Raw genomic sequence first — 18,303 nt, forward strand, 5'->3', positions numbered from 1 at the left:
TCATTTTTTATTGGGCAACAACATCTTTCGCATTGTATTGGAAATATTTCGTGAGGATTTCTAGATCCTCTGCGGAAATAGAGGTACGGTCCCCCATACTTTTTGCCACAGAAGGCCACGCGTTAACCGTAAAATGGTTACTCGGAATTTTGGCATGACATGTTGAACAGTAAACATTGTCCAATTGCTCAGCGTATGCCCAAAGCGAATCCATTTTACTCAACACTGGCGTGTCGATGTCCCCGGCAAGTGTTACTTGACGCCACTGATTTCCGTAGGCATCTTCGTTATACTCTTTTACGCTCAATGCTTTTTGCCCTGCTTCAGTTAACATAGCAATCACAGCACGCTTACCTTCACCCATATACAAGACTTGTTCTGCACCTTGCATCTGATAACCACTCAATTCAACGGTGCGCTTGCCATCGCTTTCATTCAATACTTTCAGCGGCGTCGCTGGATTGATCGTTCCGAAATCAGAAATGGGCGTAGATTGCATCGCATAAACAATAGAAGTGCCCACAGGGGTTAACTTTGCCTCTTCGACCAAATGGGCTAATGCTTGGCTGTCCATTTTGACTTCAGGAAGCATGTGCGCCACACCTTTATGGCAATCAATACAGGTTTGATTATTGTCGATACCGTACTGATGCATTTTTTGTGCTTGCGCCGTTTGGTCGTAAATCTCCATCGCATCTTCACTGTGACATGAACGACAGGTCGCAGAATCGTTCGCTTTTAATTGCGCCCAGACAGTTTCAGCCATCTCGGCTCGATGCGCTTCATACTTTTCAGGTGTGCTGATCTTCTTGGTAATAAACTCATGATAGATATCTTTGGACGCCCTGATTTTAGTGACTAAATAATCCATAGTATCAGTGGGTATATGGCAATCAGCACATTCTGCACGGATGCCTTTGGCATTGCTGAAGTGTACCGAGCCTTGATACTCCTGAAAGGGTGCTTGCATAGTATGACAAGAGAGACAAAATTCCGTACTCGACGTTTTTTCTAAGATGACATGAGTTCCTCCAAGGCTTAACCAACCGAGCAGCACCCCAATAGCAAGAACTCCCACTATCATTCTTTTTTTAATATTCATTATTCCTCACAAATCTCAACGGATGTGGTTTTGACAGAACACGTTGCATTTATGTGATGCGCATCGTATTCCATAAGGAAATCATACCCCTAAAGAGGGATGTCAACTTGACAGTAGTCAATTTAGACAAGGAACAGGCGTGACCTATGTCACCTTTCTTATAAATTGATAAAATAGAAAATAAATAGCCACACAGATGATAGAAATTAAAAATACATAAAACACAACCGATTGATATTAAAAATAAAAGATAAAAACCCCAAAGACCCACCCCAAAGGCCAAAAGATAGGCAGAGCCTTATCACTGATAATGTTGACTAAAAATGGTTTGAAAAGTAACAAAAATCACGAATAACCTGCTCAGATTCCTAATGCTCAATTATTTTAAAATAAATGCTTTACTTTGATTGAGGACCATGCGATTATGTGTCCGCTCTGTTGAACAGGGTTATTAATGTAACAAGTAAGCCAAAGTTCCCTTTCAGATTCAATTCAAAGTGTCCTCTAGTTTCATGGTCTCATTTAAATAATTCGTCTCAAAGCAACACCTGTATTTTAAAATTTTTTATTTTTATAAGGGACATAACATGTCTAACACTACTACTGGCACTGTAAAATGGTTCAACGAAACTAAAGGTTTTGGTTTCATTTCTCAAAGCAACGGCGGTCCAGATGTATTCGTACACTTCCGCGCTATCGCTTCTGAAGGTTTCAAAACTTTAGCAGAAGGCCAAAAAGTATCTTTTGTTGTAGAACAAGGTGCTAAAGGTCCTCAAGCTGCTAACGTACGTGCTGAATAATTTCGCATGAATGTGTGAGCGTTGGCACCACGCCAGCGCTCTTATTTTTACCTAGATTATAAATTATAGTTATCAACGTTATCGCTCAAACTTCTGCTCCGTTCCCTCTGCTTATCCCGTTCGAACATTCAGCCATTTTTGCATAAACCGTTTTGACAATCCTATTTCTATCTATGTAATATTTTCATTTTTACAAAGGAGATTTACTATGTCTCGTACAACCGGTAGAAAGCGTTTTTGGTTTGCTAAATCTAAAGCAACACAAAAATTACGCTCACTATGAATATTCATTTTAATATTAAACATTGCTCTTGGAATGCGACTATTCATCAACTTAATAGTGACATATTGACACGTCATATATTAAGTCAGATAAATTGCAATTTAGACACTCTTCATCTCAATTTTATTTATGATGAAGAATCTTCTCAAGGACAAATATTGAATGCTGATGACAAGCTTATTGGCCATTTTAATATCATCGATTAATACCCAAACACTTTAATAGCCGCCGTTAAAGTTATTTGGGCATTATTCACTTATCTCAGTTTTGCTAGCACTATTTTCTGATCTAGTTCGTTGTGATAGTCTTTATAATCTAAACCTACTTCAAAGATGAATTCTGTTACTAAAGTGCGAACACAATCTACCAGCTCTTTTGCATTCCACGGTTTCTCAAAATACCTATTTACACCTGCAGTGTTAATCGCATTGATAGTATCTGTGTGTGTTGCTTGCCCTGTTAACAGAATTTTCTTTGTTTTCTTAAATCTGGAATCTGCTGCGACCTCGGTTAATAATTCGACTCCTGTCTTTCCTGGCATCACATGATCTGACATCAGCAGCGCAATATGCTCACCTTGTTCGTCAAACTCATCCATTAGATCCAATACTTCATAAGCCGATTCACAATCTTCAATATTCAACCAAGAAGTGAGTGGTTGAAGATCTTGCAGTATCGCACTTAATACTTCCCTTTGATCATCGACACAAATGATATTAAGCTTCTCCATAATCGCTCTCCGTGGGTAATTTAATTCTAAATATTGTTCTTTCATTGTCACTTTTGAGTACGACATTTCCACCATACCCAGAAACAATGCGTTTCACTATTGATAACCCTAGTCCCAAACCAAACGACAACCCTCCTTTTTTGGTGGTGAAGCTTGGTTGGAATATTTTCCGTCTAGTGGCTTCGTTAATTTCAGGACCGTTATTAGCAATGGTTACCAATATACGTTGTTTACTTAATTTGGTTTGTATCTCTATCATTGGCTCTGCTATGTTAGCCATCGCATCACAGGCATTTTTGATGATGTTTACCCAAATTTGTACCAGCTCTGTCTGAGATCCTTTAAATAAGGGTAATGCAGCTGGCCTAATACGGACACTGACACGTCGTAAATCACTCTGTAATAGTGACAATGCTCGATTGATCGTATCGTTAATATCGAACTCTTCATCTTGAGTAATTTCAGTTCGGCCCAGTTGTTTTACTGATTTAACAATGCCAACAGTATGTTTAGAGGCCAAACGTAAATCATGCAAGTCACGGCCCATTTGCCAATAACGGATAGCTAAATGTGGATTTTTCAGCCAGTGCGAAGATAAGTAGTCTTCTGGAACCGCTTTTGCTAAATCTCTTGCCACATTTTTAGGCAGGGCGTATTGCTTTTCGAAAAGAGCACCTCGCCTTCTAGCTTCGTTTGACGATACTTTCTGACCATATATCAAGCCAAAATCGAAAAAGAGGCTCGCTTCAGGATGAACCTCTTCGAGCAGCTCCATAAACAGTACTTCTAATCGCTCAGATTTGCTACTCACTACCCCGATGGCATTGTTCAATTCATGGGCAATGCCCGCCGCTAACTGGCCCAAGGTCGTCATTTGCTCAGCCGAATATAACCTTTCTAATGCTTTTTCTTTTGCCACTGATTCTTGAGTTGCGCGTCGTTGACGGCGGGATAATTCATTCACAATAACGGGGGTAAACTGGGCGGTTAAAGGTCCATATTGATCTTCTTCTAAAACAGCCGTAGTTCGGTCGATCCAGGCAAGCTCTACCGTAGATTCAGCCACCACTGTTGAAGAAGCTATCCATTCACCAGAAAAAAAACTGTGCACGCCAATAAAAGCACCAGCACCGGCTGAAAAAACTTTTATCGGTTTATCGCCTTTTTCATTGTAATAGCCACTCAATTCTCCCGACCATACGAAATAGAGTCGATCATTATAACCTTCTTGCTCAATGACAATTCTTCCCGAAGGCAGTTTCACCATCCGTTCAGGATGGCGAAAATAACGATCAATGAGTGCAACAAGTCTTTTATCCGACATAATGCTACCTAACCGATATGACCAACCGCATGAAGTAACCAAACCATAACAAAACTGAGCAGCACCCCAATCACACCGAGGACAACCCCTACTTTAGCCATTTGGTTACTTTGAACGTGCCCGGTAGCATGCGCCAACGCATTAGGTGGTGTACTGATAGGTAATGACATACCAAGTGATGCAGCAAAGGTAACCACGAGAATCAACGTGATTTCTCCACCTAATGGAGTAAGCGAAGTCATTGAAGCACCAAGCGCGGCCATAATCGGCATTAATAAGTTCGCGGTAGCGGTATGTGACATAAAATTGGCCATAATGAGACACAAAAATGCCGCACCAAATAAAACAACGTAAGGTGAATACTGTGCAAAAGGAATGCTGTTCACCACTAGTTGCGCTAACCCCGTTTTGTCTAATGCAAGTCCTAGCGCAATACCACCAGACACTAACCACAGCACATCCCAAGAAATTTTCTTTAGATCTTCTTTGTTGATGATGCCAGTAAGAGAAAAAACAGCCACGGGTATCAGTGCAACAGTATAAGAGTTCATACCATGGGTTGAGCCCATCAACCAAAGAAGAATGGTCAGAGCAAATGTGACATACACAATAATGGCTTTTGGTGTTTTTAAAAATTTACCTTTAATGGTCAATTCAATTTTTTGTTGCTCTGCTTTAAACATGGCGCTAATCAATACCCATGCGAGTGCCATCATTATGATCACAAACGGCACCCCAAAGGCCATCCATTCACCAAAGGTAATTAAATTTTCACCGACCAGATATTTCAATGCGATCGCATTGGGAGGAGTACCTATTGGCGTACCTATACCGCCAATATTAGCGGCGACCGGAATACACAAAGCAAAAGCAATTCGCCCTGGATCTTTTGGGCCAAACACTGCGATGACAGGCGTTAAGATGGAAAGCATCATCGCTGTTGTTGCGGTATTGGACATAAACATCGAGAAGATGCCAGTAATTAACATTAAGCCTAACATGACATACTTGGGGTTCTGGCCAAATGGTTTGAGCAGCACTCGGGCAAGGTTGACATCCAAGCGATACTTAGTGGCGGCCATGGCTAAGAAAAAGCCACCCAAAAACAACATAATAATTGGGCTGGCAAACGTCGCCATGATATCAGTATGTTTTAGCAAGCCACCAAAATGAGCTTCTCCCTCAGCAAGCCTCATAAACCAGATACCTTTATCCGATACCATTAGGAGCTCTAGCACGATCACGACTACCGATGTGGCATAGATTGGGATCGGTTCAAATACCCAACAAAGAGCGGCGAGCAAAAAGATGGCAATCACTCGCTGCTGTATTACAGTCATCCCTTCAAAAGGGAAAGCGGTCATAGGCAACAATAAAATAAGTAATGGAACTAAAATAGGGATGATAAATTTTAAGTAAGGACGCACCATATAAACTCTTCCTGAGTACTCATAGAAACGATAATTAGAGGTGTACTTGAATCTCGAACAACGTTGCCATTATGTTACAGTTACTCAGCAAAAAGTTTGGTGTTAGATCAATGAACAACGATTACCACTAAGGCAAATACTCAGAATGAGGGGTCGCTTGCAAATCCTCTCACCACTCTTAGGTGTTAAACCAATAATCAACCACCCTCACATCATTAAAATTAATCAATCGTTTTATCTTTGCACAATCAAACATCTGCTACTTTAATAGTATAGGTATCGTCAATTTATAGATAACATGATAATATCCGCGACCAATTAGGATGTAGATCACATTGTCGGTAAATGGATGTTGTTCGCTCAAGCGACTTTTGACAAAAACAATCAAAGGTAACTCATTCATGTTTTTAAAAAATCTATCCATCAGACAGAAAATTGCAGGCTCATTTAGCCTCATCGCTTTAATCAACATCCTCTTCGCTTGGTTTTTATATAGCGAACTCCAAGAAGTCAAAAGTCAGTTGGTGAATTTTGCCGACGATACACTGCCTGCACTACAACACGTAGATTCTATGGGAGATAAACTTTCCTATTGGCGTCGTACGCAGTTTGCTTCCTTGCTCACCGATGATATAAACGAAGTGAAACAACGCCTAGTGACTAGCCGTCAATTACAACAAGAGGTTGATGCAGGTTTAAAACAGTATGGAAAAAGTGTTTGGCCAGGAGAAGAGGAGCAAACATTCAAGAGTTTGATGGCTAATTGGGATAGTTACACAACGATCATGACTCAGTTTAATCAGGCTTTAGCGAACAATGACAAAAATAGTGCGCATAAACTGCTAAACCAATCTCTCGATAATTTTCGTCATATTGAAGCCGACATAAAAACGCTGATTGGTATCTTGCAAAAAGCAATGGATGGCAACAAAAGCTATATTCTTAAAGCAGTTGACACACTGAACACTTCATCAAGTATCAGTAATGTTTCCATTATCGTCGTCATGGTCATTATCACCCTCTTCTTGACTCGCATAATTTGTGGACCTTTACGATTAGTTGTTGACCAAGCAAACGCGATTGCAGAAGGTAACTTAGCAAAACAGATCGATCGTAATGCTATTGGCAATGACGAATTAGGTGAACTTGCCGATGCCTCACAAAAGATGCAGAACAATTTACGTCAACTGATCGAGGAGATCATCTCCGCTGTAACACAACTGAGTAGTGCTGTGGAAGAGATGAGTCAAATCTCCAATATCTCAGCTCAAGGTATGAAAGAGCAGCAATATCAGATCACACAAGTCGCAACAGCGATGACGCAAATGAAAGCCGCAGTGGCCGATGTAGCACGCAACACGGAAGACTCAGCATCACAAGCAAGTAGTGCCAACACTAAAGCCAAAGAGGGTGCGACAGACAATGCCGCGATGGTGAGCTCCATTCAACAAGTGGCTACAATTATTGGTCAGGCTGGCGAAACCGTTGCAAATTTAGAACAACAATCCACACAAATTAACGTGGTACTTGACGTTATTCGTAACATCGCTGAGCAAACAAACCTATTGGCACTGAACGCTGCGATTGAAGCAGCCCGCGCTGGTGAATCTGGCCGAGGCTTTGCTGTTGTTGCCGATGAAGTGCGCACCCTTGCGGGAAGAACTCAAGCTTCAACTGGCGAAATCACAACCATTATTGAAAAATTACAAACCATGGCAGGCGAAGCAAAAGAAGCAACCGAACGTTCGCGCGTCAGCATTGACTCTTGCGTCGTTCAAGGAACCCACTCGCAGCAATTGATGGTTTCAATTGAAAACTCAGTAGCTCAAATTGCGGATATGGGAACACAAATCGCCAGTGCTTGTAGTGAACAAGATTCCGTTGCCGATGAACTAAGCCGCAACATTGAAAATATCCATACGGCTTCACAAGAAGTCGCGCAGGGTTCAGAACAAACGGCGCAAGCTTGCCACGAACTCAGTCAATTATCGGTCACATTGCAAGACGCAATGGGGCGTTTCAAACTTAACTAAAATAGAGTCAGCCCCTAACGGGGCTTTCTTGTTTTTACTTACCTAGGAGATAGAATGAATTTCAAAGCCTCTTTTCTTACACTGTCAATTGCCATGGCTTTACCCTCTTTTTCAGCGACTTCTGCACCTTTAAGCCTTAACGTCAGTGAGCCTTCTATACAAGAAATTCAGCAATCCAATACTTGGCTTGAGATCGATCTTGGCCAATTCAAACAAAATATTGAGCAGTTTAAGAGCCACATCAACAGCCAAACTAAAATTTGCGCCGTGATGAAGGCTGATGCTTACGGCAACGGTATTCGCGGTTTAATGCCAACTATTCTCGCGCAAGGGATCCCTTGTATCGCAATTACCAGTAATGCAGAGGCTAGAGCCGTACGTGAGAGCGGGTTTAAAGGCCAGTTGATGCGTGTTCGCTCTGCGAGCATTGATGAAATCGCACAAAGTGTCGAGTTAGATATCGAAGAGCTAATCGGTAGTAAAATACAAGCTGAGCAACTCGCTCAGCTAAGCCAGCAAAAAGGTAAAACGATAAGAGTACATTTGGCATTAAATGATGGCGGTATGGGACGCAATGGTATCGATATGTCAACCGATGCAGGAAAACAAGAATCGATTGCGATTGCTACTCAAAGTGGCATACAAATTGTTGGGATAATGACGCATTTCCCCAATTACAACCCAGACGAAATCCGCAGCAAGTTGGCCAGTTTTAATACCAATTCAGCTTGGTTGATTCAGCAAGCAAACCTAAAACGCGATGAACTGATTTTGCATGTTGCCAACTCCTACACTGCTCTCAATGTACCGGAAGCACAACTTGATATGGTACGTCCTGGCGGCGTCCTATATGGCGACTTACCAACTAACCCGGAATATCCGTCAATCGTCTCATTCAAAACACGTATTGCGTCATTGCATCATCTTCCTAAAGGAAGCACCGTTGGCTATGACAGTACATACCGCGTAACCAAAGAGAGTGTTTTGGCGAACCTGCCTGTTGGCTATTCAGATGGTTACCCAAGAAAAATGGGCAATCGCAGTGACGTATTGATTAACGGTCAACGAGCAAAGGTGGTTGGAGTAACCTCAATGAACACCACATTGGTTGACGTAACCGATGTGAAAGGCGTCCTTCCTAATCAGGAAGTCACCTTGTTTGGCGCGCAAAAACAAGGCCGAATCACTGTCAGTGAGCTGGAAGAAAATGCAGAGCTCATATTCCCTGAACTGTATACGATTTGGGGAACGGCAAACCCTCGTTTCTACATCCACTAAGCCAAGCCCACTTATTTATCTTTTGGTCCGTGAGTGTTTTGCACTCACGGTATACCCTTTTAATTCACCGCTCGTTGTTCCTATTAACCCCTTTATTTTTCAGGCATAATCGGCCCGTTCCTTTTATTTCATATGGATGCGCATGCGACCGATTAAATCCCCTATATTCTTGGCTGTGTTAACTCTACTTTTGGCCATGACCACCATTCAATCTGGCGCGTCACTAGCCAAGCAGTTATTTCCTATTGTTGGCCCAGGTGGAACAATTGCACTGCGCGTTGGTCTCTCTGCATTAATACTGTTAATGATTTTTCGCCCATGGCAGTTACGACTTTCTCTTTCACAATGGCGCTCAATGATCATTTACGGAGCAAGCCTAGGTGGAATGCAACTGATGTTCTATTTTGCTATTGAACGAATTCCTCTTGGTATTGGGGTTGCGTTGGAGTTTTCTGGGCCATTACTCATTGCATTTCTCTCATCTAAACGCAAAAAAGATCTGATTTGGGTTGCGCTTGCTATTCTGGGCATTGTTTTTTTATTGCCCGATCTAACGGGTGTCGATGCACTTGATCCGATTGGCGTTGCACTGGCTTTAGCGGCCGGCGGATGCTGGGCAGCCTACATATGGTTTGGTCAAAGGGCGGGGAGTGTCGGTTCTGGAGGCGCAACCGTTGCGATAGGAATGACGATTGCGGCCCTGTTTGCGTTTCCAATCGGCGTTGTATTATCAGAGGCGTCTATTTTTACGTGGTCAATACTGCCTATGGCGTTATCTGTCGCGATTCTTTCAAGCGCCGTACCTTATTGCCTAGAAATGTCGGCTTTAAAGCGTTTGTCTACACAACACTTTAGTGTGTTAATGAGCTTAGAGCCCGCCATCGCCGCATTAGCTGGATTAATTATTCTTCAAGAACAATTAAGCTTAACGCAATGGATCGCCATTACGATGATCATCACTGCCTCAATGGGTAGCACGCTATCGGCGAAGAAATAAGGTGAACCGTTCAAAATAGTTCGGCACTACTGTCCCCCTCTTCGTTTTCAATGAATACACCGCTACGCAACAAGTCTTCATAACATTGTACTTGATTGCGGCTGTGGTTTTTGGCGAAGTAGAGTGCTTTGTCTGCTCTATCTAGAATCGTTGAGAGATATTCTCTTGGCGAGATAGAGCAGATACCAATGCTAAGCGTGATATGTTGAACCTGAGGAAAACGAAACTGCTCTATGTGCTGTCTAAACCTCTCGGTTCTGTTTAGCACGACCTCATACTCACTGGCAGGAAAAATAATGACGAACTCTTCTCCTCCAAACCGAAACAGTTGTTCTTGATTAAGAAAAAAATTCTGCATTTGCTGAGCCACCAAGAGCAAAACTTCATCGCCAATCAGATGGCCAAAATTATCATTGATCCGTTTAAAATGGTCGAGATCAATGATGGCAACCCAAGGCATCACTGAGCCTACTGTCGCCGTTTCAGGAAGCACATCAAAGCTAAGGCGCAACCTATCCTCTAACGTCCTTCGATTCAACAACCCTGTCAGTTTGTCACGCTCATTTTCATGCAATAATAAAACGTAATTTTGGTAAATTTTAACAAAGCCTTCAATAAGCATTCGATATTGTTTGGGCGGAACTTTTAGAATCAGAGACAACCTAGCAGAAAAACTATCGTTGATCGCAATAGGGTAAATGCAATGGTATCCGTTTGTACCTAAATCTTCTATTTTGGGCTCGATATCAGAATGGTTATGTTCATAACTTGGAGCCGTCTCGCCCTCATATTCCCAGTTAATCTCAAATTTTCCAGGTATACGGCTACAGATAGTAGCTTTTGCAATGACATAGGAGTGAGGTCCAATATAATGTTCTAAGCAGGCCGATTTCAGAGGCAACATCTCGACTAGAGCGCTGATGACACAATAACCCAATGACACCGCATTTTTCTGCCCCGTAATTTCAACAACAGATTGGAGAATTTTATCGTCCATGCGCCCTCCCGAACATCTCTTATGATCAGTATAGGAAAGAATGGATAGCGTGATGTTATAAAGTTTGTATCAATTAAATAACTCTCGAGTACTGTAGAACGAATAAAAAGCAGCCTGAGCTGCTCTTTATTCGTTTATTCGTTACTTTCTATTACCCAATTTGACTTTGCCATTTGAACCAAACCATAACGCTTGAGCACGGCGACGCCCCAATAAGATTGGTCCATCATCGTAAAATAAGAAATTTTTCCAGTATTTTTTAAATACCGACCATTGGGTTTCGATAATATTGTACTTTTCATAACAAAAATAAACGGTCACGTCATTTTGCCAATCAATATGGGCCAAAATATCAACGGGTAATGATTCATCGTCACTTTCCCATTCTTTCATCCAACTGATTTCATTAATCCAACTGCCTGCTTTACAAGGCCAATCTTGAGAACTTAACCTCTCTGAATCTGGGCTTTGAGCACTGATATTTTCCAGCCAAAACTGAGCCGCTCTGGCTTGAGACATGGGTTTAATATGCACCAGATCTTGCTCAGGAACTGGCATTGATTGGTGAGTGAAAATCCATTTTCTTTGGTATTGATCCAAAGGCAAATACGACATTGAATTTCCTTAATGTTTTAGCTGACTTGTGAATATAGCCGCTTTACTTTTAAAACGATAACCCATTAGCTTGGACGCCAATCAGCATTAACCAATGCTGTTAGGTTGTGATCTTCCCATTGGCCATCAATGAGCAAATAATTTTTAGCGTGACCTTCGGCCTGAAAGCCCATTTTCATCAACACCGCTTCACTGCGTTTGTTGATTGGCATATAACTAGCCATGATACGGTGTAGGTTTTGTACCTTAAACATGTAGTGGCACGCCATTTTTAATGCACGGCCCATGATGCCTTTACCTTGTGCATTCTTCGCTAACGAATAGCCGAGATTACAAGCATAAAATGGAAAGCGTGAGAGGTTACTAAACGAAATGGTGCCAAGCATGTCACCACTGTTAATATCGATGATGAGCAAATAATAGCCTAATTGCATTTTATGCAGCTCACCAAGTTTAATCAGCCGCTGTGCCCACCCGTGAGCCTCAAAAAACGCCGCTTCTCGCTTAGGTTCCCAAGGCCGTAAATGTTCACGATTACTCGTAAAATAGGCGGCGATCATCTCCGCATCTTCAAGTTTTGCGGTTCGCACTAAAATATCATTGTCCACTTCATACACTTGGGACAAGGTGCTGCATGACTGCATCAATTTTTCCTAATTCCGTAGTCGCGTAGCTTATTGGCGATAGAGGTGTGTGATACGTTTAAACGCTTAGCCAACTTACGGCTTGAAGGGAAAGACTGATATAAACGTTCCAAAATTTGAGATTCATACTCTTTCATGATGTCATCTAATGAGCCATCAAGATTGACATGAGTATTGCCAGTATGAACGGTTTCAAGCTGCGGCAGATGGAAGAGATCCACGGTTAACTGATTATCAGACATCTCCGTTAGCGCCCTGAGCACCATGTTGTCCAACTGTCGTACGTTGCCTGGCCATTGGTAATGAGAGAGCTGATCCGCCAAATCTTCCGCTAGTAGTGGTTTGGCCATACCCATTTTCTTAATGTGTTTCGCCACGAACAGTTCAAGCAATGGCTGAATGTCGTTAGACCGCTCACGCAAAGTAGGAATACGGAGAGTTAACACATTCAGACGATAAAAAAGATCTTCACGAAATGCGCCTGATTCGGCTAAATCTGCCAACTTGTGACGCGTCGAGGCAATCACACGAACATTAACATGAACTTCATGCTCCTCACCAACGCGGCGGAATGTACCATCTTGCAAGAAGCGCAGTAGTTTAATTTGTAAATGAGGGCTCATCTCCCCGATTTCATCGAGAAAAACAGTGCCACCATTCGCCTGTTCAAAAATACCTTTATGGCCTTGTTGATGATTAAATGACCCTGGCGCATGACCAAACAACTCCGTTTCCGCAACATCATCCGGCATTGAAGCACAACTCAGAACTAAGAAAGGAAAGGAGGCACGGTGAGAGCGGTTATGGCAAGCCTTGGCCAACATCTCTTTACCCGTTCCGGTTTCGCCTTCTATAAGCAAAGGTTGATCAAGCATTGACAGCTTCTTAGCTTGGCTAATGAGCGCTTTATGGCGGTTAGAAACTCCGACAAAATGTTCAAAACCAAGGTTATTGTGTAAGGGCAAAGCATCATCGACGGCGCCGCTAGGGCTTTTAGAACGAATCATCATCATGGTACTCGCCAAGGTGGATTCTTTCGACTCACCCGTAATATAAACAGGCATCATCTCCATCAGATAATCGAGACCATCGTGCACGATCTCCTCACGTTGTCGTGCTTTGTTGCCTTCAAGCCAGCGTGATAGGTTAAAGAAAGGTAATAATGCCGAAATGGGCTGCCCTATCACCTCTTTCTCTGTTTTGTTAAACAGCGATAATGCTGAATAGTTTGCCATATCAACAAACCCTTTCAGATCAATCGCCAGCACAGCATCAGGCACGTTGTTGAGTAATGAAATTAACTCGGTATTATGCCGCTCCATGGGCATGAATTGAATTTTCCGAACATCTTTTACGCCAGAAATTCGGCGAATTTCAGCCATCAATTCACTGAATGTTTCAAAATCAATGTCAGGGCAGTTGAGGTAAATAATGCCGATGACATCGATTTCAATCCCACGCAAATCAATGTTTCTCGATGCAAGAATATCGAGCAGTTCTCGGGTTAGGCCGAGTCTATCTTCACAAGAGACTTCAAGACGCACTTAAAAATCCTAATAAAAAGTGTCAGGAAAAGTTGACAGTAGTTTCTATCAAGCCTTGTATGGCGTCAAGTTATCTCATGTTTTGAGGTTCACATTCGGGCATATTATTTGATAAATGTTGCTTATTTCACCGTAAGCGCGGCGATTCTTGCGACGATCTGTTTGCGAATCGCCCCTAATTTTACTTTTCTGTCTGGCTGCCATGTCATCGGCCTGAGCAGTGCCATGGCTTTCAAACCAAGACGAGCGGTCAATATTCCCACTCCTAAACCTTGCCCTGCCCGCGCGGATACTTTTCCGGCTAAATCCATAGAAAGGAGATCCATGCTGGCATCGATGGCGAGTTCGCTGGCACCTGCCGCTGCCATATTAACCAATACTGACTTAAATAAAGAGAGACGAGACCAGTAACCCAATGGCACTCCATACAGTTTTGCCAGTTGATCAATCATAGTGAAATTACGCCATGCCACTAACAACATATCTGCGATGGCTAAAGGGCTAATTGCCACTAGTGCTGCCGCTTCTGTTGAATATTGTGAGACGATTTTGGTTGCTTGTTTATCTTGTTCACTCACCACCATAGCATCGTACATATCGAGTATTTCAGCATCGCTGTGTGAAGCATTGACGCTGTTTAACCATCGATCATAGGCTGGGCTTTCGGTTTTTATGCCACTTTGTTTAGCTAGAGCTTGGCAGAACGCGAGCCCATGACCAACGCTGTCGGTTTGCATAAGCTGTTCGCTTTGCTCTTGAATACTAAAATGATGGCGAAGTGCTCGTAACTTCCACAACTCTTTGATTAAGGTACTTAAGCCTAACGATGCCAAACCAGCAATAAATCCCGCCCAGCCTAATGCTAACCAGTCCGCTGATTGAATCGCCGTGATAACTGAATCGATAGCTTGCCAACCGATTAAACCTGCAAAGCTTATAACTAATGCCGCAGCTCGCCATTTCCGACCTTGTGGTGGACGAATGATTTGCTCCAACTCTTTTTCCGCAGCACTCTCTTCATTGCTGATCGGCATTGGAATGAAGGCTTCATTATTTTGAAATTGCTGTTGAGCCGTAAGCTCTGGCGTACTCTTCTGTTGTGGTTCTAATCTTTGATTAAAGATTTGCTTGGTTTTTAAATCACTCATTTCAGCTTATCTCCAATTAAATATTCCAACGCTTTATCTAAACGGATATGAGGGCAAGGTTCATCACAGCTAAATGCTCTTGGTTTAAAACTGGTGAATTCAAACCCTTGATGGTGCCAATACTCTTTGTTAGGTAACTTTTTCGGCACATCGCCGGGAAAAATGGTCAAAGTTTCGCCATCGAGAGTCACACCTTGTAAGGCTGGAATGGTGCGCTCACCGCTATCAATAAAACCCGCTTGTGTGGCCTGTATCGATGCCATACTGATGCAACTCATCTCAATATTTTCATAGGCGGCGCTTTGCCAAGCAGGATGGACCATCTGCTGCAGTAACGACACCAAATGCGGGTGTTGTTCAGGGGTGACATGATCTGCTTTGGTTGCGGCAAACAGCACTTTGTCTATCTTGGGTGCAAACAGACGCTTGAGTAAACCATTACGACCATAACGAAAGCTATGCATAATCTGTTCAAGCGCACGACGCATATCCAAAAAGGAGTCGTAGCCGTCATTGAGTGGAGATAAGCAATCGACTAACACAATCTGCCGATCAAACGTGGCAAAATAATTTTTGTAAAAAGCTTTCACAACCTTGTTTTGGTATTCTTCATAGCGTGCTTTTAACATGCTGTAATTACTATTGGGAGCAGGCTTGTCTTCACCGTACGGATTACGGCATGGGAAAAATTGCAGAACAGGCGCACCTTCTAGCTCTCCCGGCAACACAAAACGCCCCGGTTGCACCCAATGCAAACCGGCATTTTTACACGCGTGCAAATACTCCGTAAACAGCATCGACAGTGAAGCAAGCTTTTGCTCATTGGCGTCTTGTGTTACATCAAGTTTAGCTAACCCTTCAAGCCACGGCTCGGCTAATGAGGAACGTAGCTCACTTAGCGCTGAAAACTGCTGTTCTGACCACTGTTCATAGGTCATGTCGAGCAGAGGCAGATCCAACAGCCATTCACCCGGATAGTCGATAATATCGAGATAAAGTGTGGCCGTGTGACCAAATAATTTTTTACTGCGCTTTTTAGGTTTGTATTTGATCGCTAGGCGAATTTCGCTGACGTCACGAGTGGGCACAGGCCAATGTGGCGGTTCGCTGTGTAACTGTGACATCGCTTCATCGTAAGCAAAGCGTGGAACCATTAAGTTAGTTTGAGGGACACGTTTTGCACCCACAATGCGTCGGTCACGCGTTGCGGAAAATAGCGGTAAATTATCATGGGTAGAGGTGTGCAGTAATTGGTTCACTAAGGAGGTAATAAAAGCCGTTTTCCCCGCTCGCGATAACCCCGTGACAGCAATTCGAACGTGCGAATCTAATCCACGGTTAATTAAATCAGTCATTTCTCGACGAATGTGCTTCATTCACTCACTCCACTTCATTTGATGACGCTATTTTATGTGTATTCATCTTAATCAGAGATGAACAAAAAGCCCCTGACGAGAATCAGAGGCTTAGGCTTTTTTGGCCAAAAAATTCGCTGTTCTGTGTTGAGCCGCTCACATCGGCTCAATCATCTTCTATTAATTTATAAATCACAAACAATGCAGCCTCAAGCATCACCCATAAAACGCAGGTGATTGTGACGTACTTATCATCGAAGATGCTGATGCCATGTAGAATAAGGTCATAGCCGAGGAAAACCCCAACCACAATAGCGATAATAATTTGTAATATTTTAATAAAACGAGGCATCTACCCTCCTAGTTTTGCAAATGAGCATTTCAATTATCTACTGATTTATAGACGATAACTGCAGCCTAAGCTGCAGTTATCGTGAGAACGCGATGAGATCAGATTAAGCTTTCTTTTGAGCTTCGGCAATCTTCACTTTCCATGTGTCCGGGCCTATTTGGTGAGCATTCGCGCCACGCGAGTCCACCGCAACCGTGACTGGCATGTCTTCAACTTCGAATTCATAAATGGCTTCCATACCTAAATCTTCGAATGCCACCACGCGTGCTTTCTTAATCGCTTTCGCCACTAAGTAAGCCGCGCCACCCACCGCCATCAAGTAGACCGCTTTGTGGTTTTTGATTGACTCCACCGTCGCAGGGCCACGCTCTGCTTTGCCTATCATCCCCATAATGCCCGTTTCATCAAGCATCATGTCGGTAAATTTGTCCATGCGAGTCGATGTGGTCGGGCCTGCTGGACCAACAACTTCATCACCCACCGCATCAACGGGGCCAACGTAATAGATAAATTTACCTTTAAGATCGACACCTTTAGGCAGCCCTTCGCCATTTTGCAACATTGCTTGGAGTCGTTTATGTGCGGCATCGCGGCCCGTTAAAATCTTACCGGAAAGAAGCAGTGTTTCACCGGTTTTCCACTCTTGAACCTCTTCTTTAGTGACCGCATCAAGGTTGACGCGGCGCGCGCTTGCTCCTGCGTCCCACACAATTTTTGGCCAATCTTCTAGCTTTGGTGGTGTAAGTTCAGCAGGGCCCGTGCCGTCTAGCGTAAAGTGAACATGGCGGGTCGCCGCGCAGTTAGGGATCATACAAACAGGTTTAGACGCGGCGTGAGTCGGCGCTGTTTTGATTTTTACATCCACAACGGTGGTTAAGCCACCAAGCCCTTGCGCACCAATGCCTAAACGATTCACGCGGTTAAAAATATCTAAACGCAGTTCTTCTTCCGCATTTTGTGGACCACGATCAATCAGTTCTTGAATATCGATATGCTCCATCAGTGATTCTTTAGCAAGCACAGCCGCCTTTTCCGCGGTGCCGCCAATACCAATGCCGAGCATACCCGGAGGGCACCAACCCGCCCCCATCAAGGGTACGGTTTTTTCTACCCATTCAGCAATGTCATCGGAAGGATTGAGCATTACCATCTTGGTTTTGTTCTCACTGCCGCCGCCTTTGGCTGCGATTTGAATGTCGACTTTATTTCCTGGCACCATATTGATATGAACGACAGCAGGCGTATTGTCTTTAGTATTAATACGCTTACCAGCAGGATCCATTAATATAGAAGCGCGCAATGGGTTATCTGGATTGGTGTACGCTTGACGAACTCCTTCATCAATCATTTCTTGCACCGTGAGATCAGACTCCCATTGCACATTCATACCAATGTTGACAAAACAGGTTACGATGCCGGTATCTTGGCAAATGGGTCGATGCCCTTCTGCTGACATGCGCGAGTTAATGAGAATTTGTGCGATCGCATCTTTCGCAGCTTGACTCTCTTCTCGATGATAAGCCTTTTCTAGTGCTTGAATGAAGTCCAGAGGGTGGTAGTAAGAGATATATTGAAGAGCGTCAGCGACACTGCTGATCACATCCTGCTTGCGAATTACCGTCATTGCGTGCCTCGTTATTGTTATGCTTCCCTTGACTGTTGCGTGTTCCT

General features: G+C 43.2%; 17 protein-coding genes. 5 read left to right on the plus strand and 12 right to left on the minus strand.

Going from position 1 to position 18,303, the window contains the following annotated elements:
• Positions 1-7: 7 nt before the first annotated feature.
• Positions 8-1,102: a NapC/NirT family cytochrome c gene (locus tag AACV32_RS14180; RefSeq protein WP_088732485.1), complete on the minus strand. Its 1,095-nt coding sequence runs from the start codon at positions 1,100-1,102 to the stop codon at positions 8-10.
• 587 nt (positions 1,103-1,689) lie between these two features.
• Between AACV32_RS14180 and cspE the strand changes: the two genes are divergently transcribed.
• Both cspE and AACV32_RS14190 read left to right on the plus strand, forming a co-directional pair.
• Positions 1,690-1,902 carry a transcription antiterminator/RNA stability regulator CspE gene (gene cspE / locus AACV32_RS14185; RefSeq protein ID WP_010317961.1) on the plus strand — a complete coding sequence of 71 codons (213 nt, stop codon included), beginning with the start codon at positions 1,690-1,692 and terminating at the stop codon, positions 1,900-1,902.
• Positions 1,903-2,181: 279 nt separating this feature from the next.
• Positions 2,182-2,391, plus strand: coding sequence for a hypothetical protein (locus AACV32_RS14190; protein WP_013856790.1), 210 nt, complete (start codon positions 2,182-2,184; stop codon positions 2,389-2,391).
• Positions 2,392-2,441: 50 nt separating this feature from the next.
• On the opposite strand, the gene AACV32_RS14195 is transcribed toward AACV32_RS14190, so the two are convergent.
• Genes AACV32_RS14195 through AACV32_RS14205 form a run of 3 tightly spaced genes read right to left on the minus strand, consistent with a single transcriptional unit; the run spans position 2,442 to position 5,666 of the window.
• Positions 2,442-2,915 carry a response regulator gene (locus tag AACV32_RS14195; RefSeq protein ID WP_010317964.1) on the minus strand — a complete coding sequence of 158 codons (474 nt, stop codon included), beginning with the start codon at positions 2,913-2,915 and terminating at the stop codon, positions 2,442-2,444.
• Positions 2,902-4,239 (minus strand): ATP-binding protein, encoded by a 1,338-nt coding sequence (locus tag AACV32_RS14200; RefSeq protein ID WP_170895309.1) that lies wholly within the window; start codon positions 4,237-4,239, stop codon positions 2,902-2,904. Before AACV32_RS14200 ends, AACV32_RS14195 begins: the two co-directional genes overlap by 14 nt.
• 8 nt (positions 4,240-4,247) lie before the next feature.
• Positions 4,248-5,666, minus strand: a complete 1,419-nt coding sequence (locus AACV32_RS14205; protein ID WP_026028719.1) for an SLC13 family permease — start codon at positions 5,664-5,666, stop codon at positions 4,248-4,250.
• A gap of 404 nt (positions 5,667-6,070) precedes the next feature.
• Between AACV32_RS14205 and AACV32_RS14210 the strand changes: the two genes are divergently transcribed.
• From AACV32_RS14210 to AACV32_RS14220, 3 genes are all read left to right on the plus strand, one after another.
• Positions 6,071-7,702 carry a methyl-accepting chemotaxis protein gene (locus tag AACV32_RS14210; RefSeq protein ID WP_026028720.1) on the plus strand — a complete coding sequence of 544 codons (1,632 nt, stop codon included), beginning with the start codon at positions 6,071-6,073 and terminating at the stop codon, positions 7,700-7,702.
• Between the two features lie 54 nt (positions 7,703-7,756).
• Positions 7,757-8,980: an alanine racemase gene (alr, locus tag AACV32_RS14215; RefSeq protein ID WP_017044758.1), complete on the plus strand. Its 1,224-nt coding sequence runs from the start codon at positions 7,757-7,759 to the stop codon at positions 8,978-8,980.
• Between the two features lie 142 nt (positions 8,981-9,122).
• Positions 9,123-9,977 (plus strand): EamA family transporter, encoded by an 855-nt coding sequence (locus AACV32_RS14220; protein WP_026028721.1) that lies wholly within the window; start codon positions 9,123-9,125, stop codon positions 9,975-9,977.
• A 10-nt stretch (positions 9,978-9,987) separates the two neighbouring features.
• On the opposite strand, the gene AACV32_RS14225 is transcribed toward AACV32_RS14220, so the two are convergent.
• The 8 genes from AACV32_RS14225 to AACV32_RS14260 form a co-directional block, all read right to left on the minus strand.
• On the minus strand, positions 9,988-10,974 hold the full coding sequence (locus tag AACV32_RS14225) for a GGDEF domain-containing protein (protein WP_170895310.1): 987 nt from the start codon (positions 10,972-10,974) through the stop codon (positions 9,988-9,990).
• A 141-nt stretch (positions 10,975-11,115) separates the two neighbouring features.
• Entirely contained in the window at positions 11,116-11,589 is a 474-nt protein-coding gene (locus AACV32_RS14230) for a DUF2947 domain-containing protein (protein ID WP_170895311.1), read from the minus strand.
• Positions 11,590-11,654: 65 nt separating this feature from the next.
• Positions 11,655-12,236 (minus strand): ribosomal protein S5-alanine N-acetyltransferase, encoded by a 582-nt coding sequence (gene rimJ / locus AACV32_RS14235; RefSeq protein WP_170895312.1) that lies wholly within the window; start codon positions 12,234-12,236, stop codon positions 11,655-11,657.
• Positions 12,233-13,777, minus strand: coding sequence for a transcriptional regulator TyrR (gene tyrR, locus AACV32_RS14240; RefSeq protein WP_170895313.1), 1,545 nt, complete (start codon positions 13,775-13,777; stop codon positions 12,233-12,235). The genes rimJ and tyrR overlap by 4 nt, the downstream gene beginning before the upstream one ends.
• Before the next feature lie 122 nt (positions 13,778-13,899).
• Positions 13,900-14,925, minus strand: coding sequence for a YcjF family protein (locus AACV32_RS14245; protein WP_170895314.1), 1,026 nt, complete (start codon positions 14,923-14,925; stop codon positions 13,900-13,902).
• A complete protein-coding gene (locus AACV32_RS14250; protein ID WP_170895315.1) occupies positions 14,922-16,301 on the minus strand; it encodes a YcjX family protein in 1,380 nt (459 codons plus the stop codon). The genes AACV32_RS14245 and AACV32_RS14250 overlap by 4 nt, the downstream gene beginning before the upstream one ends.
• A gap of 145 nt (positions 16,302-16,446) precedes the next feature.
• Positions 16,447-16,632 (minus strand): hypothetical protein, encoded by a 186-nt coding sequence (locus AACV32_RS14255; protein ID WP_010320694.1) that lies wholly within the window; start codon positions 16,630-16,632, stop codon positions 16,447-16,449.
• Between the two features lie 103 nt (positions 16,633-16,735).
• Complete coding sequence (locus AACV32_RS14260) at positions 16,736-18,256, minus strand: fumarate hydratase (RefSeq protein WP_170895316.1); 1,521 nt, start codon at positions 18,254-18,256, stop codon at positions 16,736-16,738.
• Positions 18,257-18,303: the final 47 nt, after the last annotated feature.

The sequence above is a fragment of the Vibrio sp. B7 genome (assembly GCF_963888765.1).
Lineage (GTDB): Bacteria > Pseudomonadota > Gammaproteobacteria > Enterobacterales > Vibrionaceae > Vibrio > Vibrio anguillarum.